Below are 23,370 nucleotides of genomic sequence, written 5' to 3' on the forward strand. Positions count from 1 at the left end.
GAACTTAAGCTTTGGTTGGCTCGATATTCGTAGCTAACTTACTTTAATCAAGCTTCGTTCCTGTAACTATGCTTCGTCCATGAAACTAAGCATCGCGCCTAGAACGAATGTTAGTGCCAAAACTTAGCTGTATCGCGTTCTAAGCCTATACCAAAAGAGCGTGCTACAAGATGCTAAAACAAAGAGTGAAGGCTATCTAAGCGTCGTTACAGTGCATCTATTCGTAGAGTTGTGCTCGAAGGCAATCAAAATAAGATCAGATCACTATTCTCAACTTCAGTGAGCTTTTTGATGCAAACACTGAGCAATTGAGAAATCGAGCAAAAAGTTATCGGTAATGATAAGCAGACGAAAGGGAAGGGTGGTTGTTTTTCAAGCGGATCACCTGCATTTGTTCGAGTCGCTTTAATTAACTGAATCAAGTTAAAAATAACGTGAGCACTCGTTTGCGTCACCTGTTCATTAATTTTCTTATTCAACTATTTTTTAATTCCGCTCTCGAAATAAATAATTTAATGACCAAGATCAACTTAATTGTGTTCATTTAGTGATTTTTTCAAAACAAAAGTTGAAAGATTCAAAAATTATTGAATAATGGACTTAACTAAAATTGAAGTAAACACTTCATCCAATTCGTACTGAAACAGGATCCATATCCAATGTCTAATTCGTTTGTTCTGGTTATTAACTCGGGTAGTTCATCCCTAAAATTTGCTGTAATCGATTCTGTTTCTGGTGAAGCAGTATTAAGTGGCCTAGGGGAGTGTTTTGGTCTTGAAGATGCTCGTATGAGCTGGAAATTCCAAGGCGAGAAAACTGAAATTGCCATTCAAGGTGAAGATAACCACCACAAAATTGCCATTGGCAAATTGGTTGGCCTGATGGAAGACCTAGGCTTCACGGCTGATATCGTGGCTATCGGTCACCGTATCGTTCACGGCGGTGAGAAGTTCACTCAAACGGTTCGCATTACTGAAGAAGTAACGAACGAAATTGAAAGCCTATCTGACCTAGCTCCACTTCATAACCCAGCAGGTGCTATCGGTATCCGTGCTGCAATTGAAGCTTTCCCTTCTCTACCTCAGTTCGCTGTATTTGATACTGCTTTCCACCAAACAATGCCTCAACGTGCATTCACTGGTGCAATCGCAAAAGAGCTATACACAGACTTCGGCGTACGTCGCTACGGTTTCCACGGCACTAGCCACTACTTCGTTAGCCGTGAAGCTGCGAAGATGGTTAACAAGCCAATCGAAAAATCGAGCTTCATCTCTGTTCACCTAGGTAACGGCGCATCTGTATGTGCTATTAAAGATGGTAACAGTGTTGATACTTCTATGGGCTTCACACCACTTTCAGGCCTAATGATGGGCACACGTTGTGGTGACCTAGACCCAGGCATCATCGAATACCTACTTAAGAAAGGCTGGTCACAAGAGCAAGTATTTAACTCTCTAAACAAGGAGTCTGGCTTCCTTGGCGTGTCTGGTCTTACGAGCGATGCTCGTGGCATCTTAGAAGCAATGGAAGAGGGCCACGAAGGCGCTAAGCTTGCGTTTGAGGTGTTTACTTACCGCGTAGCGAAATACGTTGCTTCTTACCTAGCAACGCTAGATTCTTTAGACGGTATCATCTTCACTGGTGGTATCGGTGAGAACTCTCTACCAATTCGTCGTGAGATCTTAAACAACCTTAAGATTCTAGGTTTCGTTGAAGATGTAGCAGGTAACGAATCTGCTCGCTTTGGTGCTGAAGGGATCATCGCTAAGTCTGAAATGTTAGACGCAGTAGCAATGGTTATCCCAACCAACGAAGAATTCGTGATTGCTCAACAGTCGGTAGAACTTCTGTAATCTGAACTGAAGTCTAAGCAAGAAAAAGACAATCAAAAGCGAGCCCAAGTGGCTCGCTTTTTGTGTCTAGTAAAGATGCGTCTGAATGTTTTAACAGGGGGATAGCCTACAAGGCGATCGTGAAACAGTTTTAGAACAGAGCTTAAATTGCGACTCATCGGGTGCTCTGGAAGCGCTAAGGTTATTTAGTCCCTGAGCGGTAGTTTGGATCTGTCCAGCATCGAGGTAACTCTTCCCCTGACATAAACATCAGTTCGGACTTTTTAAACATCTCAGGGTCTTGCTGTTCTTCGCCTGCTTGAAACCGACCTTCGATACTGTCTTGAAATAAGTTGGTTAATTTGGTCATTTCAGTTACATCAACGAGGTCACTGGTTTTTTCTCTTTTAGAAACATTTTACCACACGGCTAAGCGGATTGGTGTCGAAAATGAGAGTTATTGGTGGGCAGATCAGTTTGAAAATCTCAGTAATTATCGAGCGCACTATTTAAATACTGGACCTGAGATCTGGCAGCAAACACAGGGGAATATTGATGCTCTAGTTTCAGTGGTGGGGACGGGTGGAACCATTGCCGGAAACTCACACTATCTATCTGAGCAGCAACCCAATCTCGAAACTTGGTTAGTTGACCCAAATGGGTCCGGCATTTATTCGTTTCTACGTAATGGACACTATCAATCAACGGGAAGTTCGTTCACGGAAGGCATAGGGATCATGCGAACGGTTGAAAATTTCAGGCAGGCAAAAATCAATCGTGCAATCACGCTTCCCGATCAGGATTTGGTGACGATATCCCGCCTTGTTGCGGAACATGACGGTATTCTTCTAGGAAGCAGTTCGTCGTTAAACGTAGCAGGCGCGCTATACGCTGCGGCTAGAATGGGGAAAGGGAAAACCATCGTTACATTTAGCTGTGACCTTGCTGAGCGCTCGTATTCGAAGCTGCACAACGAAACGTTTCTGAAAGAAAAAGAGATACAGCTTAATAAAGAAAACCTCTCTCAACTATGGGCTCGTTATCAAGCCGAAGATGGCAGCATGGTCGTCAACGTATAGTCGCTTTAAGTTAGTAACAGCCAGTGGTCTGCCAGCTCTTTCGTTAGCGCTGAATATCCGTTAGCGTTAAGCATCCGGTTAGAGCTAAACATCTGTTAGCGCCAGAACCGGCACTATTGCTTGTTATTAGGGTAGTGAATCACATTATGAAATACGGCGTTTCCTTCACCGATATTTTTGTAGGCATGGGTCTGGTTAGCATTAAAGCGAACAGCTTGTCCTGCGCGTAACGTATGCCACTCATCATCAAACATCACGGCCATCTCTCCTGAAATGCATAAGATGTGCTCAGTGACGCCTGCGTTATGTGGGGCGGATTCATGCTGGTAATCGGGTGCTAGGGTGAGTTCGAATATTTCAAATCCTAGTGCTTCCTCAAAAGGAAACAACAAACTGACGAAAAAGCCAATGTTGTATTCCTCATGTCTTAGTTCGTTTGCGTCTCTGAATAAACTCGTCAGTTCACTGTTTGGGCTAGCCGCGATAAAATTCGAAAGTGACACCTCGAACCCAGAAGCTATCTGCCAAAGCTTAGCGACTGTCGGGCTGGATTCTCCACGTTCAATTTGTCCTAGCATTGCTTTGCTCACGCCAGTTTCTTTCGCTGTTTTGTCTAAGCTCCAGCCTTTTTCTTGGCGAAGGCGTTTCAAGTTAACGCCAACTTTAATTTCTGTTTGCATATTTTCTCTACAAGTTTTTACAAATAAGTTGTGCGTTATAGCGCACGGTGCTAGGTTTGGTCTATGGACGTTATAACGCACGCAGGAAGAGATTAACATGACTAAGCTAAAATTTTCTCACGTCAGTACCGGCTTTATCGCTGTTTTCATTGGTTATGCGAGCGCCGCGGCGATTATTTTCCAAGCGGCAATGAGTGCTGGAGCAACTGAAGAGCAAGTGGCGTCATGGTTTTGGGCGTTGGGAATTGGCATGGGCGTAACCACAATACTGCTTTCGTTTCATTACAAGAAGCCTGTGGTTACAGCGTGGTCGACGCCTGGAGCGGCGTTGTTAATCACATCTCTTGAAGGGCTGACAATGAATCAGGCTGTGGCCGTGTTTTAGTTCAGTTCGATGTTGATCACGTTAGTTGGATTGGCGGGGATATTTGAGAAAGTCCTAAAACAGATCCCAACATCGATTGCCTCTGCGATGCTCGCGGGGATTCTATTGCAATTCGGTTTGGGTTTGTTCACGTCGTTAATGGAAGAGGCACAAGTCGTAACGGTCATGCTCGCTGTATTTATTCTGGCGAAAGCGCGGTTAGGAAATTTACTGATCCCAAGCATTTTTATTATCGCACTGGTCATGTGTGTGGGTTTTGGCAAACTCGATGTCAGTCAGGTGACTATGGGATTAACGACCCCGGTGTTCATTACGCCCGATTTTGAGTTCTTTTCGTTGTTCAGTGTCGGAATCCCATTGTTTATAGTGACGATGGCTTCACAGAACTTACCGGGATTTGCGGTTCTAAAAGCGAACGGATACCAAGTCGATTCATCGAAGATCATTACCACCACAGGGGTGACAGGTTTGATTTTCGCGTCGTTTGGTGGCTTTGCGTATAACCTTGCTGCGATTACGGGCGCTATTTGCATGGGCCCGAATGCGGATAGTAATCCAAAGACACGTTATATCGCGGGGATTTGTATGGGCGGGTTTTACTTGTTAGCTGGCGTGATGGGGATGTCATTTGTGTCGCTGTTTAGCGCCGTGCCCTCCGCGATTGTCATTGCGGTTGCTGGCTTAGCGGTGATGCCGACCTTGATGAATTGTTTAGCTGTTTCGATGGAAGACAACCACTATCGAGAGCCTGCGCTGCTTACTTTCTTATTCACTGCTTCTGGTACTAATTTACTGGGAATCGGCAGTGCATTTTGGGGTTTGTGCATCGGGTTGTTTTGTTGCTGGTTACACAATGACAAAGCTAGGTCACGTGGATCAAGCGAGGCTTCGCAAACTTTTCCGTAATCAAACGACTCAAGATTATGATCAGGTTCGCTGTGAATTAGAAACACCAGCAAGTTGTTTGAGTAGTAAGCCCAGTCATACTCGTGACTGGGCTTGCTTACAAAGGAATAACGCTACTTAACTTCGTATCTCAGTAGCACTTCATTATCGAGAACGACATTTGTCGACCAGATAAAGCTTGCGCCAGCACCACTGAATTTTTCGATAAAGTTCATGTACGCTTTTTTATTGTTCACGCCAATATCGTCTTCTGAATATACCGATGCTTGAGGCCAAGATGTTGAATCGAACTCTTGGTTCATCCAGTTGTTTGGTGTTTCCCAATGAGCAGCATAGGCATCTTGACCTTGGTCAGTTCCTTCCGTGGTGCAGCTTTCAGAAAGACGCTTCCCGTCGACTTCACTCAAACAAGTCAGGTCATAAATCGGTGAGGTATAAAAAGTTTGTGCTTGCCATTCTGGTCCTGTCACGGTTCCGTCACTAAAGCTCGCGATAAAGCCACCATCGCCAGCGTGGTATGCCTTTCCGCGGTTATCTTCGCTGCCAAGACCTAGGTTTTCTTCCCAATCAATCACTTTCACCGCAATCGTGTAAGGCTTCTTCACCTTAAATTTGACGATGTTTGAGTTAAACGGTGTGAAAGGAACAGTGTCTACTGCGATTAACTTGCCGTTGATATAAAGTTCGAAATAGTTATCGGCAAAAATATAGCCTGTTATTTCTTCTCCGTCTTGATCCACAATCGCCACAGGTACCGCGCTTTGATCGACCTCCGCTAGGCTGCTTGGAGTAGTGTTTGAGCACTCTTCATAAAGATCGAAGGCTTTCGGCCCTGTTGAAAAGTTGTTTTTGGCTGGAACCGTCCAAACCTTTCCTTCTGAGTCCGTAATTTCCCCGACGCCCGCCACTCGGCTACGTCCGTTTGCACACTCAAAGAGATTCGATTCAACAGTGGTCGCCACACCTTGAGTAATACTCGCTGAGCCTTGGTAATCACTGATGTTGCTGACCGAAGGCGTATCTGATGATGGTGAGCAGCCTGTAGCGAGCAAAGCAACCGATGAAAGGGTAAGGGCTTGATATTTTGTGATGATCATTGATTGGGTATCCGAGACGGGGTGATTTAAATAAGCGTGGTTCAAAATAAGCCAAGTGCAAGTAAGTTAATTGAAAACAAAGCTATTTCAAACAAATCCTAGCTAAGTAGCTAAGTAGCTAAGTAGCTAAGTAGCTAAGTAAGCCGTGAACTCATAGCTAATAGCTGGAGCGACGAAGCTAAGCAATGACCAAAGTATTTGTGAGGTGCCACGCTTGTTATCTGATAAGGCATATATTACCCGTACAAATGTAAACAAGCGTAAAGCTGAGTAAGCATGCGCAAAACAGCGCTTTTATAGGATGATCACATCAGCTTGCGCGGAGCTTGAAAAAATACTTAGAACGAAGCGGTTTCAGGTTGTGATTGAGATAGTATTTTGCTACAAAACGCGCATAATCTCGCTATACAACATTTAAAGAAGAATTTACCTATGACTACCTTTCAATACTACTTTCACCAACTGCCTTGCTTCGACTGTAAAAAAACGACAGTAAGTACTGATCTTGGTTGGTTAACGCCTGCGATGAAAGACGATGCTATCGCACAAGTGACAGCGACACTTGCACAAGGCGAGGTTACTCCTGATCTTTCAGCAGACGTGGTTTGTACGAAAGATGAAGCGCGTGAGTATTTACTACTGAACTTCTTCGGTTATTCAGAAGAAGAATTAGAAAGCGGAATCGAAGCGGATGATGAAAAAGAAGTGGCAGACGAAATTGCAGAGCTAGTAGAAGAAGGTAAAGACACCATCACCTTCGAACATGAGATTGCTCTTCAGTGCTGTGCTGACTGCGATGTTGAAGACGAGTCAAACTAAGCTCTTGTATTAAGAGTATTAAACTAAGTACTCTTATTAAGGTTCATCATGCAGCTATGATGTTCTAATGATGAAAGGCGTTAGCGAATTGAAGTTCGCTAACGCCTTTTTTGTCTCTCTGTTTCTTATCTTTAAGCGGCATTCAATCTTAAGATGTTGTGCTTTCTATGATGCCTTGTTTGCTCAGTTGCGAAAGGATCTCAGCGGTCTTCTCTCTGAATAAATCTCTCAGTAGACGCACAGTCGGGGTGATGGATTGACGACTTGGACACACTAACCACAGCTCGGTAGGGGTCGGCTTAAATTCAGGCATAACTTTAACCACTTCGCTTGAAAGCAGATGAGGTGACATGTCTAAACAAGATTTTATTGCCACCCCTTTACCCGCGATACACCAACGCCTTACAAGGTCTGCGTCGTTCGAAGCGCGATTTCCTTTTAGTTTCACTTTATGATCTTGAGTACCATCGTTAAACACCCACTCGTCTTGCAACATGTCATGGAGTTGGTAAAGCAACCCATTGTGCTGCGCTAAGTCACTCGGGTGCTTTGGTGCGCCCATTTCAGCCAAGTATTCAGGAGCCGCACACAATATCCTCGGCACATCGCATATCTTGAAACCATACATGTTCGCATCGGTCGGAGAGCCGTAACGCAGCGCCATATCGACGGAATCTCGGTAGAAGTCGATATTGCTATCGCTGATGCTAGTGCGAAGCGTCGCCTTTGGGTATTCAAGCAAGAACTCATCTAACCAAGGTGTGATTAGGTTGCGTCCTAGATCTGATGAAAGCGCTATGCGAATTTCACCGTCAAGAATACCAAGCTCTTCGCGCATGTTGAGCTTCGCTTGCTCCAACATCTTTAAGGCTTGTTCGCATTCCGGTAAATAACGCTCGCCAGCTGAAGAGAGCCTTAGGTGGCGCGTGGTTCTTACAAATAACTCCGCACCTAGTGCCGCTTCAACACGTTTTACCGCTGCACTTGCTGTGGCAGTGCGCATATCAAGGTTGGTGGCTGCAGCGGTGATACTGCGAAACTCCGCCACTTTCAAAATGACCTGTAAATCTTCAAGAAGCATGTTATCTACCTGTATTGAATTATGTTCTAAACATGGCGTTGGGATATTTCCCCATCACAATCTGCAAATGGGTTATCTCTACTTATCGCTTCTAAGTTAGCTTCAAATACTTAATTGTCAAAACTAATTTGATAATAATTCAAATATGAGGCTGTTTTTCATTAGTAATTTTCTCACTATCATTTCCCCATATCGACAACGTAGCGCAGTACACATCGTATGGACGAAACCTACGATCTAGGGGGATAAGATGACTAAGAAAATCACAATGGGTGTAACGGATTTGTCGTTCCACCGTACGACCGCATCATTGGTTGCCAATGTATTGAAATCCATGGGTTTTGAGGTAGAGCGTATTTTCTCTCCACATCAGGAGAACTTTGAAAAGCTGAAAGCAGGCCAAGTGGATATGCTTTCTTCTGCGTGGTTGCCATCAAGTCACGGTATCTACAAAGCGGGCGTTGAAGAAGTTGAGCCACTTATCGAGCTTGGGCTTCATTATGAACCTTATGCTTTGTGGGGCGTACCAGACTATGTGCCTGAAGAGGCGGTTTCTGAAGTCTCTGATTTATTAAAAGCTGAAGTGATCGAGAAAATGAACTCGACCATTCAAGGCATCAACCCCGGCGCTGGTATCACACGCTTCTCTATCCAGATGATGAAAGATTATGGCCTGAGAGATGCCGGCTACGAGTTCTTTCCTGGCAGTGAAGACGATTGTTTCAGTGCCTTTGAAAGTGCAGTCGCAAACAAAGAGTGGGTGGTAGTGCCACTGTGGAAACCTCAGTTTTTGCACTATCGTTACGATATTCGTGAGCTCAAAGAGCCAAAAGGCCTACTCGGAATAGTGGACAGAGCAGTGCTTCTTTTAAGAGACGACAAGAAGCATCTGTTCAGCGAACAACAGATTCAGAAGTTGGATTCCCTATGCTTCTCGAATGACATCATCGCAGAGCTGGATTACAAAGTTTGCCGTGAAGGTAAACCACAAGATCAAGTCACACATGATTGGTTGATTGAGAAAGGCCTGATTTAGCCTTTAAGCCGTTGGCAATGCAGTGAGACGTCTGCGTTACTCAGATAACGGCAATACCACTATCAAAAATTATTTGAGAATTATTCAAATATTAGGCGGTTTATCTAGAGTGAGAATTGACTAAGATTAACTCGTCTAATTCAAGGAGAAAGCACAATGTCAGTACCATCAAAAATGAAAGCTATCGGATTTACTCAATCACTTGCGATTACAGAGCAAGACAGTTTATTTGAGTTTGAAACGAGTCTGCCAGAACTAAAAAATAATGACTTGCTGGTAAAAGTGAGCGCGACTTCTATCAATCCTGCTGACGCTAAAATTCGTATTCGTAATGCCAAAGACAAAACTCTTGAGCAGCCAAAAGTGCTGGGCTATGACGCAGTCGGTGAAGTTGTTGGTAAAGGTGCTGACGTTGAAGGCTTCGAAGTCGGTGACCGTGTGTACTATGCGGGTGACGTAACACGCATGGGGGCTAACGCAGAATACCAAGCTGTGGACTACCGTATTACCGCTAAAGCGCCTAAGAGCCTTTCTGATGAAGCTGCAGCCGTTATGCCACTAGCGACGCTTACAGCATGGGAAGCGTTGTTTGACCGCTTGCGTGTTCGTCCTGAAGAGAAAAAGTCTATCCTGATCATTGGTGGAGCGGGCGGCGTTGGTTCAATTACGATTCAACTGGCTAAGCAACTGACCAACCTAAATGTTATCGCAACAGCTTCAAGACCTGAAACGGAGCAGTGGGTAAGAGATATGGGAGCGGACTATGTGGTGAACCACCGTAACCTTGTCGAGTCTGTGCGAGAGCAAGGCATTCAACATGTCGACTACATTTTCAATGTTGCAGACACAAAAGGGCACTGGGATGCGATGGTTGAATTGATCGCACCGCAAGGCATGATCAGTTCGATTGTTGAATTTGATGGTGGCATTGACTTGTCAGCGCTGCAAGGCAAATCAGCAGGCTTTGTTTGGGAGCTGATGTTTACACGTTCACTGTTTAACACCGAAGATATCCAGAAGCAGCAAGACATCCTATTCCAAGCCGCGAATCTGATTGATGCGGGCCGTATTAAATCGACGCTAACCTCGACCCTAAATGGCTTTAGTGTGGAAACACTTAAAGATGCACACCAACGTATTGAAAGCAGTGCCTCGATTGGTAAAACAGCTATCAAATACTAATTGCTGATGTTTTAATCCGCCGTTGTTTTGAATTGTTGACGGTTTAAATAGAAGAAGCCCCTGATATCTGATTGCTAGTCAAAAGGTTTCAGGGGCTTTTGTTTGTTTTCAGTTTAGTCAGTTTAGTCAGCTTCTGGTGATGTGATAGGTTTCGATGTTCTGAAGTGAAGCTGTATTAGGTCTAGCTCAAAAGACGAGGGCTGTTTGTCTGCAATCAAAAAGCCGATTTGTTTGATGTCTCGTGACTTAAGTTCCGGCGCATCGCTCAGTAGCCGACCTCTGAACACCGCTTGAAAATCGTTGAATTGGAACGCCTTGCTAAACTGTTCTCCCTTTATCGTATCGAAATCGTGTTTGTATTGAATTCGATTGCCGTCCTTCGATGTTGTGAACCTCAGTTGGTAAGTGCGACCATCACCAACGAATACTAGCTCTGCACTGTCTATTTCATGGGCAGGTGATTCAATGGAGCGCTTTACAGAACTGAAACCACCATTATTTTCTAACGATAGCTCGCCCCTAAATCGACTCATATCATCAAGATAAATGAGCTCGCCTGTAGAGATGCCACCCATTACATCGTCGTTGGTCACTGTCCAATTCTTGTGTTCGTTCGGTTGTATAAAATCAATCATACCTATGCCTGCTACAGATACTTGAGACCATAAAAAGGAGAGGCTGATTACTAGCCACAAAGGGTGTCTTCGCTTAAGCAATGAAGCCGTTTCGTTCATGATTGTCTCCGTTAGCCGTTAGCCGTTAGTCTGTTCGCGTTTTATGGAGAAGGTTCAGTGGCAAGCATACCCAGACAACGCTCAATAAATTCAGAATAATTTGAAGCATTGTCGTACTCGATTTTCAATGAACCATGAAACATCAGCGTCACTGTTACGTCTTTATAGCTTAGCCAACAGGTATAACCATCATAATCATGCCAAGCCGCCATTTCGCCCACTTGATATTTATTGTCCAGTTGCTCGCCAGAGGTGCGAATGCACTCAAACACTCTGAGAAACTCAATAATGGTGATTCTGTTGTCCATGTTTTGCTCCCGCTGAGTAGTTATTGGTAATAGGCTGAATATTGGTATCTAAATTTGTTACTGTTTGATTGCTGTCCCTACGGCTTGCCTTTGTGTTCCGATCACTGAAAGTGATCTTATCTTCTCGATAAACCTCTGTTTTCTAATATTTTCATCGTCATTCCATACATCCGATTAATCCTGAGCAAAACGGGTGTAACAAACTTAATAACGATGTTAACCCTCAAGATAAAGACAAGCTTAATTTACGTTTATGGTGGTTAATTAAAATTAGAGTCGATAGGATAAATAGCGTCGGAGCCTTGTTATTGGCTGAAATGGAATCTACAGAAAGTGCGTGTCAACATGATAGAAAAACTGAAAAAGGAATGGTTTCTTGTAGGGATGGTGGTGGCTATGGTCGTTGCTGTTTTTACGCCGGATTGGGGCAAATCGGGTGGGGTACTTCATCTCGATACGGTGACTGTTCTCGGCATCGCTTTGGTGTTTTTCTTACACGGTTTGGGTTTGTCTCCCAAAGCCATTCTTGAGGGGCTTTCGAATTTGAAGCTGCATGTTTTTGTACAAAGCGCGACATTCTTAGTTTACCCACTGCTTTGGGTGATATTCGGGCAAGGCTTTGTCGCTTATATGCCAGCAGCTCTGGCCTTTGGTTTCTGTTACCTCTTCGTATTACCGAGTACGATTTCGTCTTCGGTCGCGATGACGGTGATTGGAAAAGGAAACCTACCGGGTGCGATATTCAATGCATCACTTTCTAGTATTTTAGGCGTGTTCATTACGCCTCTACTGATCCAGCTCTTTATGGGATTGGAAGGTGCAGAGCTAAACCTGATGGAATCGGTGATCTCTATATCTAAAATGCTGCTATTGCCAATGATTGTCGGCCAGTTGATGCGCCCGTTACTGTTTGAATGGACTCAGAAACACAAGTCAGTGGTCAATAAGTTAGATAAATACGTGATACTTCTGATCGTCTACAGTGCTTTCTGTGACTCTATTGAACACGGTATTTGGAGCGACTTTTCACCAATGCTGTTGTTGCTGTCAGCGGTGATTTGTTTAGTGGTATTGATGGTGATGGTACACGGCATTCAATGGAGTGCCCGAAAGGTTGGATTCAATCATCAAGATGAAGTCGCGGCAGTATTCTGTGGTACTAAGAAGACCTTAGCGGCAGGTATTCCTATGGCTAAGGTGATCTTTGCTCACAACCCTAATCTAGGGATGATATTACTGCCAATCATGCTTTATCACCCGATTCAGATCTTTTACTGTGCAGTGCTAGCCAACCGTTACGCCAAGGTTGATACACAATCTAGTTAAACTTGTTTGTTGTTACAAGTACAACAGAAAAACGCCTTTCACTTCGCTGTGAAAGGCGTTTGTATTTGAATCTACTTCACTTTAACTAGAGTGCTTGAATCTGTATGAGCAAATGCGTTGTCGTAGATCTCTAAGCCTGTTGTTTGAGAGTACGTCAGCGTATCGTCTGAAATGCTAATGTTCATCGTGAAGCCTGTGGTGGTTGCGTTGTCCGTCATGTATTCAGACTCAGCGATGCCACGCTTTGACGCAACTAACGTCATTGTATCGCCAGCAGGGCCTTCTGCGGTGACACATGTGGTGCGTGGTACACAGTAAGAGTTGTAGACGATCTGATTTTTTTGATCGTAGATGAAGTAGCCACGTTGATCGTGGAATTTAGAGTCGTCGGCCTTTCTGAATACTTCTTGCTTGTAGTACAGAGCAACCAGATATTGATCGCTGGCGTTGGTTGCATCTGCCGCAACCTCAAATGTCATCACTTCATAAAATGGTGTGACCGCGGGGCCACCTTTGCCCACTTCTGTGCCTTCTTGACCTGGAGAAATATCAACGCCGCCAGTTTCGACTGATTTCCATGTGCCGACTAACTTTGCGAGTGGACCAAAATCCATACCATTGATTGTGCTGTGGTCGGCTACTGCTGGAGCCGAGATTACCGCTGCGATACCAAGTGCTAATAATTTTTTCACTTTAACTTCCTTTTTATTAATTATCTGACCCCAATAAAAATAAGGTTATTGTGAAACCAGTTTATTAACCCAGATCAGTGTTGTTGGCTAATATGAAATCGAATTGTAACTTGATGTATCAGTCAATAAGAGAATATTAATGCGGCTAAATATTGAACGAATAGCTGTGATTTGTTCATCGAGGTTTAATTCAAAATTGCATTAGTCTGAGCCTTATTAATTTTGCTATTACACATTTCAAATTCTCATGTATGATGTGCGCCCATAATTGTATGACAAATGTGTAATCTTACTTCTGTATGAATAAAGCTGTTAACCACGCCATTTTGCTTTTGGTGCTCGCAAACCTACTTGCGTCTTTTTCAGACGTATCATTGAAGATACTGAATGGCGAAGTCCCTACGTTCCAGTACGTGTTTATCCGTCAGCTATTGAGCGTGATCTTGTTGCTTCCATTTTGGTTAAAGTTACCGAGAGAGACGCGTATGAAAGGCGGTTGCCGAATCAACTTCTTAAGGGCTCAATTTATCTTAGTGGGGAGTGGCTGCGCGATGATCGCCATTACACACCTTACTTTGGCGACAGCAAACGCGATGTTCTACGTTGGACCAATCCTTATGCTGCCTTTGTCGATCGTGCTGTTGAAAGAAAGGCCGACATCTTCAAAAGTGATCGCGACCCTGATTGGTTTTGTGGGCGTATTAATCGTGTTACGCCCTGAACAATTTCATTGGGCGGCGATTGCTGGGCTAGGCAGTGCGCTTGCGATGGGCGTGGGTAATATCTTGATTAAACGCTTGAATGCAGAGCAACACATCATCTCAACTCTGTTCTGGACCAGCATTATGACTCTGCCACTTGCACTGGCATTAGCGCTGCCAACTTGGTCTGCGCTCGAATGGCGTCATGTTGGTTGGATCATGGCAATCAACTTGTTCGTACTTGGATACCATGCGCTTGTGGTGGTGGCTTACAAAAAAGCACCGGCCAACCAGATTGCGCTCGCCGAATATTCTGGGTTGGTGTTCGTAACATTGTTTGGTGTTATGTGGTTCGATGAGATTCCAGACATCCTGACGCTGGTGGGCATTAGTCTCATCGTTATTCCAATGATGCCGATTAAATGGAAGAAGGTTTTCAAGTGGAGAGACCGAGCCGCTTTAGAAGTTGAGGTTACTCCGCCTAAACCATAGCGGCTTGTCTCTCAGTCATTCTGGATTCCAAATAAACCACATCAGGGAAGGTCGTCTAAACTTAGGGTTTGTATCGCTTCAAAATACGACAATTTGGGCTCTAAAAACGTTCTCGAAATAAATGCAAATTAGTGCTTTACCTCAACTTAACTTGAGGTATTAGGATGTGCAACGTTGCTTACGAGAATACTTTAAGGAGAGAAGAATGATCCAACTTGAACATGTGAATTTAGTCGTCAAGGACATCCCTGAAATGCTGACTTTCTATAAAGCGGCGTTTCCACACTGGTACGTTCGTGATGAAGGAAAAGGCGAATGGTCAGGCAAGCCACGTAACTGGCTGCATTTTGGCGACGAGTACCAATACATAGCAATAAGTGATCACGGTGAAGGTGAAAATAGAGATTTGGCTGGGCATTCTGTTGGTCTCGCACACTTCGCTTATGTGACCAATAATATCGAAAGTGTCACTCAACGCCTTGTTGATGCGGGCTTTCCAATTGCCAAACCCGGTGCCGAAGAACCTTATCGAAAAAATGTCTACTTTGTGGATCCTGCAGGCTTTGAAATCGAGTTTGTTGAGTATTTGAGTGATGATCCTAAGTTACGAAATGCCACGAGTTAGTTACGTAATACGCCGCTTTGTTAAAGTTGGTTAGCTGAATGAAAGCGCGCTAGAGAGCATTTATAGAAAAGGGCATCGTGGAATAATCCGCAATGCCCTTTTTAGATTCTATTTATCAGCTGATATTGAGTGGGTTACTTATTTAGCCTTGAACGGCACCAATAGCTGTTTACCAAACACGTTAATGAGTGCACCAGTGACAATCAGGCCACCACCTAGATAAGTCCAAACCGATGGAATCTCATTGAAGATCCACACACCTAATAGCGCTGAGAAGACGATCTGCACGTATGAGTAAGCTGAAGCTTTACCTGCTGCCTGGGTTTGCATTGCTTTGGTTAAACCGTATTGTCCTATTTGTGTGAAAATCCCGACGAGCACAAGCATCATGGTTAGGAATAGGCTAGGCCATACAAAGTCGTTCCAGATAAGAGCTGTTGAGATTGGTAGCGCAACCAATGGGAAGTAGAAGATGATGACTGAGCTATCTTCCGTTTGGCTAAGTTTTCTCACAATCACATAAGCAATTGAGCTACCAAATGCGCCACATAACGCCACCATAATGCTGAATAGCGGTAACTCGCTGCTCGCGCCACTGTTCATACTTGGTTGTACCATCACTAATAGCCCAGCTAGGCAGAACGCAATGCAGATCATGGTCGATTTTTGGACGCGTTCTTTCAGAAATAACACGCCAAGTAGGGCGGTAAATACAGGATGAACGTATTGTAGAATGGTCGCTTCGGCTAATGGCAAAGTGGTCACAGCGTAGTAAACACACATCAAGGCTGCTGTACCAACTGCGCCTCGAACAAACAACAAAGGTTTGTTATTTCCCCAGATCGAAATGCCTTTTCGCTTAACGTCGATATAACTGATGATCAAAGACACCAAAGCCCTTGCTGCAACAATTTCGAATACAGGAATGCCATAATTGCTGATGTATTTCACACAAGCTGACATCAGTGCGAATCCAAAAGCGGAGAGGATCATGAATCGAACCCCAACAGGGATTTGTGAAAAAGAGAAAGAAGACATAAAAATATCAATCGGTTGAGGGAACAGGAATCATAACTTAGTTTAGAAGAGCCGACCAAAGTCTTTGTCCTGTTCTATTACACCAAACCATTGATATTGCTGTGCGAGTACTTTCAGCAACTCGATCTCTTTTGTTGTCTCTTCTCTAAGCCATTCAATAAGGTCGTTGATGATAGGCGTGTGACTACGCTGGTGCATGAAGTAAGTCCAAGCACTGTGTTGGATTTTTGCATTTCTAGGGCAGTACAAGAAGCCTCGTTGGAGATCTTGTTGAACTAACAACAGATCCGTGACCGTAACCCCTTCACCGGATAGACAGGCACTGAGCGCCATATCTAAAGACAAGAAGCTGGTATTTCTGACAGGTTTCTTTGGTGGGAATTCAACATCGGCCAGCCACACTTTCCAGTCGTGATGATCTAAGGTTGGATGCAGCCTTGGCAAGGTTAAGATTGAATCAAGGTCGGTGTCTTTGGTGGTTAAACTAGTAGAGCAAACCGGCGCCATGAACTCTTCACGCAAGAAGGTAATGTCAGGTGCCTTGTCATAGCGTTTTTTGAAACGCGTGTGGAAGATCAGTAGATCATACTCACTACTATTAATCGATTCGTCTTCCTCAATCACAGGAACAATGACGATCTCATGATCTTGATAACGCTCGTTTAATTCCCGAACTTTGGAGATCAATACTCGCGTCGCGAAACTCAGAGTCGCTTTGATCACGATACGCTTCTGCTTGGGCTCACTCCAAGAGGCGATAACAGCTTCGATATTACCGTAGCTTTCTCGCAAAGCCACATACAAATCATGACCTTGTACCGTTAATTCTATGGCTCGATGCTTACGAATAACCAGTGATGCGTTTAACTCATCTTCAAGCTGTTTGATCTGTCGGCTGATCGCACTTTGTGTCACATGCAGCTCTTCGGCAGCCAGCGTAAAGCTCATCAGCCTTGCGGCAGCTTCAAAGGCTTTTAAGCCATTATGTGATGATGGCAAGCTAGGATATGGGGTCATAATTCGTTCGCATGAGTTTATGGAATGTTAGAGTCGCAAATTTATCAATTGAACGCCAGCCTCATCGATCGTATTTTGGGCGAAATTAACTGAGGCGCTCATGAAAAAAATACTCACTCTTGCATTCCCTTTGATCATTTCACAGCTGATCTCTATGGCTTTAGTCCTTACTGATGTTTGGATGATGTCGCGTATCAGTGTGTCAGCCCTTGCGGCTGGTGGCTTAGGTGCCTCAATCTACTTTTTCATTTTCATTATTGCGAGCAGCACCGTGGGTTGTGTCGCGAACTTGATTGCGATTGCTTATGGTCAGCGCGTAGCTCGCCCTGAGTTTGGTAATACACAAATCAGATTGGCGGTGAAAGGTGCAACCATGTTGGCATTCGTGCTCAGCGTGACCTTAATGGTGAGTTTCTGGTTTGCTCCGCTGGTATTAGAAGCAGCCAAACAGCCACCAGAAGTGATCACTTTAGCCATGGAATATGTCCATGCTTTGAAGTGGGTAATGTTGCCTTCGCTTATCTTGTTGGTACTTCGTGGCTTAACCAGTGCGTTTGGCAACGTGCGCTCCATTCTTGTGATGTCGATTATCACCGTAATTCTGAATGTGCCAGTGAGCTACTTTCTCACCTTCCAATTAGACATGGGCTTAACAGGTTTAGGGCTTGGTACGGCTATCGCGGCATTTATCGTGATGGTTGGATATACGGTTTGGGTATTTAAGCGTGACGAGTTTAAGCAGTTCGCCCCTTGGCTAAATACAGAAGAGTATTCAATCAAGTTGATGAGCCCATTGTTGTTGATGGGTCTACCTATCGGCTTGGCTGCTTTACTTGAGCATGGCTTGATTTACGGTGGCACCTTGATGGCGGGCACGATCAGTATTGCTTCGTTAGCCTTGCACCAAATCTTGCTGCAATGTTTAAGCTTTACTTGGAACTTCAATTTTGGTTTCTCACAAGCTGCGGCGATTTTGGTTGGCCGTGATTTCGGTGCGGGTAACTACGAAGGAATAAAAAGAACCTCGATTCAAAGCTTCATATTGGTGTCGGTGTTGAGTGTGGCGTTGTCGGCCGTGTTCATTATATGGCCTGAGATGATCGCTTCTATCTTCAAGTTAGACGATGGCACGGGTGCAATGACTTCACTACTGGCTTCTGTGATTTGGGTCGTTGCTTTGTGCTTTATTGTTGATGCTTGGCAGCTACTGGCGATTAACCTGCTAAGAGGCATGAAGATTGTCTCTATGCCAACCGTGATGACTGCCATCGGTTACTGGGTATTTGGCTTGCCTGCGGCTTGGTATTTGATGCCTAAGTTCGAATTGGCAGGGATTTGGGGCGGAATCGGTGTTGGCTTAGGCGTGACAGGTATTCTGCTGCTTATCCAATTGATGCGTGTCATTCAAAAGAACAACCAATCTCCAGATTTGTCGAATCATGCTTATACGTGATTTGCTTGTGATGCTCGCCTTTACCATGGAACCTTGAACGATAAACGTTGTATTGCTGACCGAGAACTATCAATTACCAACAATGACCTATAAGCCCTGAATTGCGTACTTCGTAATTTAGACCTTGGTCTTACAGAAACCGAGCTAAAAGGTGACTAGAATGATTTGAGTTGCTCACCGTTTTATCAAGGAATACACAAATGGAAGTTGGATTGTTCTGGGCTGAAAAAGGAATGTTAGTGCTTGGCGCACTGTTTGTTTTGACGAGCATGATGCAGTACGGAAGACGCAGTAGCGATTGGAAAGGCGTGATTACGATGTTCTACAAGCGTATCCCAATGAACATCGCCGAATACAAATGGTATCGCCTGGGGATCGCGTTGTTGGTATTTGCTGTGATCATACGTTTCGCATTACTGATTTTATGGCCTTCATATCAGTTCTAGTTCTCTTACATTAGCTTTGTTGGATAGCTCTCTATCATGGCTACATAAAGCCGTTCAATGAATGAGTCAGTCGAGCCTTAATAAACCCGCTTGTTAAGGCTGCTGTTAAATATAATAGTGCTATTACTCAACAGCAAGGATTGGCTATTACCTTTGTAGCATATTGTTTTTCATGAAGAATAATGCGAAATAATAGCTTACCCACCTGTTTCATCATTCTTACTAATAATCTGCACATAAATCCATTCACCCCGTACCTGATACCATAATGTTCTGTTACACTCGGTCGAATTAGCTTTAATTTGTCAGTGGTGCATTTATGTCGTTCCCAGTTCTTATATGTGATGATTCTGCGTTAGCAAGGAAGCAGATGGCTCGGTCACTGCCTAGTTCTCTAAATGCAGATATAACTTTTGCTGTTCATGGGCTTAATGCACTTGAAGAGCTCGCTAAAAACCAATTCAAATTGATGTTCCTCGACCTAACCATGCCGGAATTAGACGGCTATGGCACATTGGAAGAGATGCAACGTTTAGGCGATACCACGCCAGTTGTCGTTGTTTCTGGTGACATACAACCAAAAGCACAACAGAAGGTGCTGGATCTTGGCGCCAAAGCATTTTTGCAAAAGCCGATCGATAAAGAAGCGCTAAAAGCCATTTTACGTGAGCATGTCGAGCCGCCAAAACAACCTCAAATAATTACCCCAACCGCTTTAGAACTGCCAATACTTCGCAGACGCGATATCTATATGGAAGTCGCGAACGTAGCGATAGGCCGTGCCGCTGATGCACTGGCTCGTCACTTTAATGTGTTTGTTCACCTACCGCTGCCGAACGTTAACATCTTCGAAGTGAGTGAATTGCACATGGCACTTCGTGACCTAGCGGATAACGACCAAGTGTCGGGTGTTTGCCAAGGCTTTAGTGGAGAAGGCATTGCAGGTGAAGCGCTAGTTTTGTTGAGTGATTCCAGTGTGAGCGATCTTAAGAAGCTCATGAAGGTGCCAACAGAAAGCGAGCAGCTAGAAGAATTAGAGTTGTTGATGGATGTATCGAACATCTTAGTCGGCTCTTTCTTGAATGGGTTAGGGGAGCAATCAGAAGTTCGTTTCTTTCAGAGCTCTCCTGTGCTGCTAGGTCAACACATCTCGATTGATTCGGTGATTGAAAATACCAGCGGCTCATTTAAAAAGACCATGACGTTCGAAGTCAGCTACAACATCGACGGCACGTCCATCCGTTGTGACCTTCTATTTATGTTTGTTGATGAGTCTCTGCCTCTTCTAGATAACAAATTGGCCTACCTAATGGAGGAGTTTTAATATGTTGAATCTTCCTGCTGAATTTGAACAGTTCCACTGGATGGTAGACATGGTTCAAAACGTCGATATGGGGCTGGTGGTCATTAACCGTGACTTTCAGGTACAAGTTTGGAATGGCTTCATGACGCACCATAGCGGTAAGCAATCGCATGATGCGATCGGTAAGTCGATCTTTGAGTTATTCCCTGAAATTCCTGAAGAGTGGTTTAGGCTTAAAACAAAACCGGTTTATGACCTAGGCTGCCGTAGCTTCATAACGTGGCAACAAAGGCCTTATCTGTTTAAGTGCCGCAACGTGAGGCCAGTAACTCAGCAAGCCGACTTTATGTATCAGAACGTCACGCTTAACCCGATGCGTTCTCCAACTGGGCAAGTGACATCCTTGTTCTTGTCGATTCAAGATGCGACTGCTGAAGCTCTGATGTCTCAGAAAAAGGCTTGACGTACCTTAAGGTGAAAATTGAATCGCCTTATAAGAGCACTCTGAAAACCAAATAAAAATGGCCAAGGTTAATCCCCTTGGCCATTTTTGTATCTGATCCTGTAGTAATGAGTTCGAACTAAAGAAAGGCGTTCCGTGTTCGTTAACTTTAGTCGAGTTGTTGTTAGGCTCTATCAACAGCGGCTTGTATCCGCTGGGTTCTCATAAATAAGCGCATCTAACCTGCCATATTTTGTGGACTTTACCCCGCTCATCCAAGTTTCGAACGTGCTAATCGATCTTGCCTTTGTACTTTATAAATTTCAGGGCTAATGAAAGAGGGCTGAGATCGGCACTCGAAGCGAAAAAAGTCAGAAAAAAATGAAATTATTTAAGAAAAAACGCATTTTTTGATTCAAGAAAAGTGTGATTTTTATGTGATTAAAGGGCACTTTTTTCACAAATTTGCCTTATCGAAGATTTTTTCGCCGAATTTGCAAGGGAAACGTTTGCGCAATAAACCGACAGCGTTTGCGTGAATATGTTGTTAAGTTATTAATTACTATGAATTTAGTAGGAAATGACGGGCGGGAAGCTTTTACCAGATATGGAATCTTTGAGAGGATAGCACAAAAAAAAATGAAATATCAGACTTGCTGTTAGTAAATCACAGCCTATAATGCTGAAAACCGGAGCGTCTGCCAACGCTCCGGTTTTTTTGTGTCCGAAACTCAGTAAAGCGTCTGCCAACGCTTACCGAAAACGCACGACACGTAATATGATTACAGGACAAATTATCATGCGTATCGAACAAGAACTTAAGTTAGGTTTCAAAGATGTACTCTTCCGTCCGAAGCGTTCTACCCTTAAAAGCCGTTCTCAAGTTGAATTAACCCGCGATTTTACATTCAAGCATAGCGGTCGTCAATGGTCTGGTACTCCAGTAATTGCAGCGAACATGGATTCGGTAGCAAGCTTTGAAATGGCAGCTGCTCTAGCAGAGCACGGTGTTATGACTGCAGTACACAAGCACTACACAGTAGAGCAGTGGGCTGAGTTCGCTAAAACAGCAGACAAGAAAACGCTGAACAACGTATTTGTTTCAACAGGTACTTCTGAAGCTGAGTTTGAGAAAACTAAGCAAATCATGGCGCTTAGCGACGAATTCGTATTTATCTGTATTGATATCGCTAACGGCTACTCAGAGCACCTAGTTGAGTATGTACAAAAAGTACGTGCTGAATTCCCGACTAAAGTCATCTCTGCTGGTAACGTTGTAACGGGTGACATGGTTGAAGAGCTAATCCTAGCTGGCGCAGACATCGTTAAGGTTGGTATCGGCCCTGGTTCTGTTTGTACTACACGTGTTAAAACAGGCGTAGGTTACCCTCAACTTTCTGCAATCATCGAGTGTGGCGACGCAGCACACGGCCTTGGCGGCATGATCATCGGTGACGGTGGCTGTTCATGTGCGGGTGACGTATCTAAAGCGTTCGGCGGCGGTGCTGACTTCGTAATGCTAGGCGGCATGCTAGCAGGTCACTCTGAGTCAGGCGGCGAAGTTGTAGAGCAAGACGGTAAGCAATTCATGAAGTTCTATGGAATGTCTTCACAGTCGGCTATGGACAAGCACTCAGGTGGTGTTGCTAAGTACCGTGCTGCTGAAGGTAAAACTGTTTTACTTCCGTTCCGTGGTTCAGTTCACAACACAATTTCTGACATCCTTGGTGGTGTACGTTCAACTTGTACGTACGTAGGCGCAGCAAAGCTTAAAGAGCTAACTAAGCGTACGACTTTCATCCGTGTACAAGAGCAAGAGAACAACGTATTCGGCAAAGAGTAACGTTTAAAACACTTGTTTAAAATTTTAAGAACTGAGCCACTTTAAAGTGGCTCTTTTTTTACCTGAAATTTGGCAAGTGGCGACAGGTTACAGGTTAGAAAGAGGGTTATGGATAATTGCTTCAGATAGGTGATCAGGTGCGAAGTGGGCATAGCGCATTGTCATGCTGATATCGGCGTGGCCTAGAATATCCCTTAGCACTAAAATATTGCCGCCATTCATCATGAAGTGACTTGCGAACGAATGACGCAAAACATGGGAGGCTTGCCCTGAGGGCAGGGTGATGCCCAGTTTATTCTTCACTATGTAGCAGAAAGGTGTATAGCACTCTTCAAAGAGCTTCCCTGAGGTTGGTTTGTATATCTCGCTATAAAGCTCTTCAGAGATGGGTACAGAACGATTCTTCTTAGTTTTGGTATTGGTGAAGGTAACTTTATATTTGCTTAACTGAGAGCCTTTCAGTTGAGCGGCTTCATTCCAGCGAGCCCCAGTGGCGAGACATAGCTTCACTATTTTCTGCATATCTGTTCGGTTGTGTTTAGACACGTGTTCAAGCAATAAAATAATGTGCTCTTTATGAAGGAAAGACATGGTACGTTCGTGATCTTTAAATGGCTTAACTTCTTCTAAAGGATTCGGTCCTTTCCACTCTCCAATTTCCTTCAATTTAGCAAACATAGCCTTAAAGCGCGCGAGTTCTGAATTTAGCGTTGCAATACTAGGCGCCCCTTTTTGCCAGCGCGCATCAACAAAGCTAATTTGCCCACTCATTCGGTTACTTCTAAATTCAGAGTATGTTTTTGCAACGAAAACGGTCGCTACAGGGTTACCCATCAGGGCGGGAGCATACTTT

General features: G+C 44.2%; 22 protein-coding genes and 2 pseudogenes. 14 read left to right on the plus strand and 10 right to left on the minus strand.

Translation table 11 applies throughout. The features are described 5' to 3' along the window. The first annotated feature begins 659 nt into the window (after window positions 1–659). A complete protein-coding gene (locus AB4493_RS00640; RefSeq protein WP_017064366.1) occupies window positions 660–1,853 on the plus strand; it encodes an acetate/propionate family kinase in 1,194 nt (397 codons plus the stop codon). Between the two features lie 181 nt (window positions 1,854–2,034). Here AB4493_RS00640 and AB4493_RS00645 read toward each other — a convergent pair whose 3' ends face one another. After that, complete coding sequence (locus AB4493_RS00645) at window positions 2,035–2,202, minus strand: hypothetical protein (protein WP_017062447.1); 168 nt, start codon at window positions 2,200–2,202, stop codon at window positions 2,035–2,037. 28 nt (window positions 2,203–2,230) lie between these two features. Between AB4493_RS00645 and AB4493_RS00650 the strand changes: the two are divergent. Beyond that, window positions 2,231–2,911: pseudogene (locus AB4493_RS00650) on the plus strand (pyridoxal-phosphate dependent enzyme); the annotation flags it as partial. Window positions 2,912–3,024: 113 nt separating this feature from the next. Here AB4493_RS00650 and AB4493_RS00655 read toward each other — a convergent pair. Continuing rightward, a complete protein-coding gene (locus tag AB4493_RS00655; protein WP_017064371.1) occupies window positions 3,025–3,591 on the minus strand; it encodes a helix-turn-helix domain-containing protein in 567 nt (188 codons plus the stop codon). A gap of 97 nt (window positions 3,592–3,688) precedes the next feature. Here AB4493_RS00655 and AB4493_RS00660 point away from each other — a divergent pair. Then, window positions 3,689–4,882 (plus strand): annotated as a pseudogene (locus AB4493_RS00660) (benzoate/H(+) symporter BenE family transporter). Window positions 4,883–4,995: 113 nt separating this feature from the next. Here the strand turns inward: AB4493_RS00660 and AB4493_RS00665 are convergent. Continuing rightward, the gene (locus AB4493_RS00665; protein WP_372154366.1) at window positions 4,996–5,979 is read right to left on the minus strand and encodes a hypothetical protein; all 984 of its coding nucleotides are present in this window, start codon (window positions 5,977–5,979) and stop codon (window positions 4,996–4,998) included. Window positions 5,980–6,411: 432 nt separating this feature from the next. On the opposite strand from AB4493_RS00665, the gene AB4493_RS00670 reads away from it, so the two are divergent. Further along, on the plus strand, window positions 6,412–6,798 hold the full coding sequence (locus AB4493_RS00670; protein WP_372154367.1) for a hypothetical protein: 387 nt from the start codon (window positions 6,412–6,414) through the stop codon (window positions 6,796–6,798). Between the two features lie 148 nt (window positions 6,799–6,946). Here the strand turns inward: AB4493_RS00670 and AB4493_RS00675 are convergent, their stop codons facing one another. Continuing rightward, window positions 6,947–7,879, minus strand: a complete 933-nt coding sequence (locus AB4493_RS00675) for a LysR family transcriptional regulator (RefSeq protein ID WP_136978312.1) — start codon at window positions 7,877–7,879, stop codon at window positions 6,947–6,949. A 268-nt stretch (window positions 7,880–8,147) separates the two neighbouring features. Here AB4493_RS00675 and AB4493_RS00680 point away from each other — a divergent pair, with 268 nt between their 5' ends. Both AB4493_RS00680 and AB4493_RS00685 read left to right on the plus strand, forming a co-directional pair. Beyond that, window positions 8,148–8,915, plus strand: coding sequence for a glycine betaine ABC transporter substrate-binding protein (locus AB4493_RS00680; protein ID WP_372154372.1), 768 nt, complete (start codon window positions 8,148–8,150; stop codon window positions 8,913–8,915). 156 nt (window positions 8,916–9,071) lie between these two features. After that, window positions 9,072–10,097, plus strand: a complete 1,026-nt coding sequence (locus AB4493_RS00685) for a zinc-binding alcohol dehydrogenase family protein (RefSeq protein ID WP_017072060.1) — start codon at window positions 9,072–9,074, stop codon at window positions 10,095–10,097. A gap of 122 nt (window positions 10,098–10,219) precedes the next feature. Here the strand turns inward: AB4493_RS00685 and AB4493_RS00690 are convergent, their stop codons facing one another. Together AB4493_RS00690 and AB4493_RS00695 are read right to left on the minus strand one after the other, a co-directional pair. Beyond that, window positions 10,220–10,831, minus strand: a complete 612-nt coding sequence (locus AB4493_RS00690; RefSeq protein ID WP_372154368.1) for a CIA30 family protein — start codon at window positions 10,829–10,831, stop codon at window positions 10,220–10,222. Window positions 10,832–10,872: 41 nt separating this feature from the next. Then, complete coding sequence (locus AB4493_RS00695; protein WP_371724978.1) at window positions 10,873–11,139, minus strand: DUF3081 domain-containing protein; 267 nt, start codon at window positions 11,137–11,139, stop codon at window positions 10,873–10,875. A gap of 345 nt (window positions 11,140–11,484) precedes the next feature. On the opposite strand from AB4493_RS00695, the gene AB4493_RS00700 reads away from it, so the two are divergent. After that, window positions 11,485–12,465 carry a bile acid:sodium symporter family protein gene (locus AB4493_RS00700; RefSeq protein ID WP_372154369.1) on the plus strand — a complete coding sequence of 327 codons (981 nt, stop codon included), beginning with the start codon at window positions 11,485–11,487 and terminating at the stop codon, window positions 12,463–12,465. Window positions 12,466–12,536: 71 nt separating this feature from the next. On the opposite strand, the gene AB4493_RS00705 is transcribed toward AB4493_RS00700, so the two are convergent. Beyond that, window positions 12,537–13,157 (minus strand): heme-binding beta-barrel domain-containing protein, encoded by a 621-nt coding sequence (locus tag AB4493_RS00705; protein WP_372055985.1) that lies wholly within the window; start codon window positions 13,155–13,157, stop codon window positions 12,537–12,539. A 299-nt stretch (window positions 13,158–13,456) separates the two neighbouring features. On the opposite strand from AB4493_RS00705, the gene AB4493_RS00710 reads away from it, so the two are divergent. Next, window positions 13,457–14,350 carry a DMT family transporter gene (locus AB4493_RS00710; protein ID WP_017065985.1) on the plus strand — a complete coding sequence of 298 codons (894 nt, stop codon included), beginning with the start codon at window positions 13,457–13,459 and terminating at the stop codon, window positions 14,348–14,350. Window positions 14,351–14,555: 205 nt separating this feature from the next. Continuing rightward, window positions 14,556–14,975, plus strand: coding sequence for a VOC family protein (locus AB4493_RS00715; RefSeq protein ID WP_137002417.1), 420 nt, complete (start codon window positions 14,556–14,558; stop codon window positions 14,973–14,975). Between the two features lie 138 nt (window positions 14,976–15,113). On the opposite strand, the gene AB4493_RS00720 is transcribed toward AB4493_RS00715, so the two are convergent. Next, window positions 15,114–16,013, minus strand: coding sequence for a DMT family transporter (locus tag AB4493_RS00720; protein WP_102333930.1), 900 nt, complete (start codon window positions 16,011–16,013; stop codon window positions 15,114–15,116). A 42-nt stretch (window positions 16,014–16,055) separates the two neighbouring features. Continuing rightward, window positions 16,056–17,030 (minus strand): LysR family transcriptional regulator, encoded by a 975-nt coding sequence (locus tag AB4493_RS00725; protein ID WP_017068435.1) that lies wholly within the window; start codon window positions 17,028–17,030, stop codon window positions 16,056–16,058. Window positions 17,031–17,130: 100 nt separating this feature from the next. Between AB4493_RS00725 and AB4493_RS00730 the strand changes: the two genes are divergently transcribed. From AB4493_RS00730 to AB4493_RS00750, 5 genes are all read left to right on the plus strand, one after another. Continuing rightward, window positions 17,131–18,483 carry an MATE family efflux transporter gene (locus tag AB4493_RS00730; RefSeq protein WP_372154370.1) on the plus strand — a complete coding sequence of 451 codons (1,353 nt, stop codon included), beginning with the start codon at window positions 17,131–17,133 and terminating at the stop codon, window positions 18,481–18,483. Window positions 18,484–18,683: 200 nt separating this feature from the next. After that, window positions 18,684–18,929 (plus strand): hypothetical protein, encoded by a 246-nt coding sequence (locus tag AB4493_RS00735; RefSeq protein ID WP_010430578.1) that lies wholly within the window; start codon window positions 18,684–18,686, stop codon window positions 18,927–18,929. A gap of 319 nt (window positions 18,930–19,248) precedes the next feature. Further along, on the plus strand, window positions 19,249–20,253 hold the full coding sequence (locus AB4493_RS00740) for a response regulator (RefSeq protein ID WP_029236531.1): 1,005 nt from the start codon (window positions 19,249–19,251) through the stop codon (window positions 20,251–20,253). A 1-nt stretch (window position 20,254) separates the two neighbouring features. Beyond that, window positions 20,255–20,695, plus strand: a complete 441-nt coding sequence (locus tag AB4493_RS00745; protein ID WP_017062430.1) for a PAS domain-containing protein — start codon at window positions 20,255–20,257, stop codon at window positions 20,693–20,695. 778 nt (window positions 20,696–21,473) lie between these two features. Further along, window positions 21,474–22,517: a GMP reductase gene (locus AB4493_RS00750; RefSeq protein WP_017062429.1), complete on the plus strand. Its 1,044-nt coding sequence runs from the start codon at window positions 21,474–21,476 to the stop codon at window positions 22,515–22,517. Between the two features lie 87 nt (window positions 22,518–22,604). Here AB4493_RS00750 and AB4493_RS00755 read toward each other — a convergent pair. Continuing rightward, window positions 22,605–23,370: tyrosine-type recombinase/integrase (locus AB4493_RS00755; RefSeq protein ID WP_372154371.1), on the minus strand; the 766-nt coding region annotated here is incomplete at its 5' end.

The sequence above is a fragment of the Vibrio sp. 10N.222.55.A1 genome, from assembly GCF_041473835.1.
In the GTDB taxonomy this organism is placed as follows: domain Bacteria; phylum Pseudomonadota; class Gammaproteobacteria; order Enterobacterales; family Vibrionaceae; genus Vibrio; species Vibrio crassostreae_C.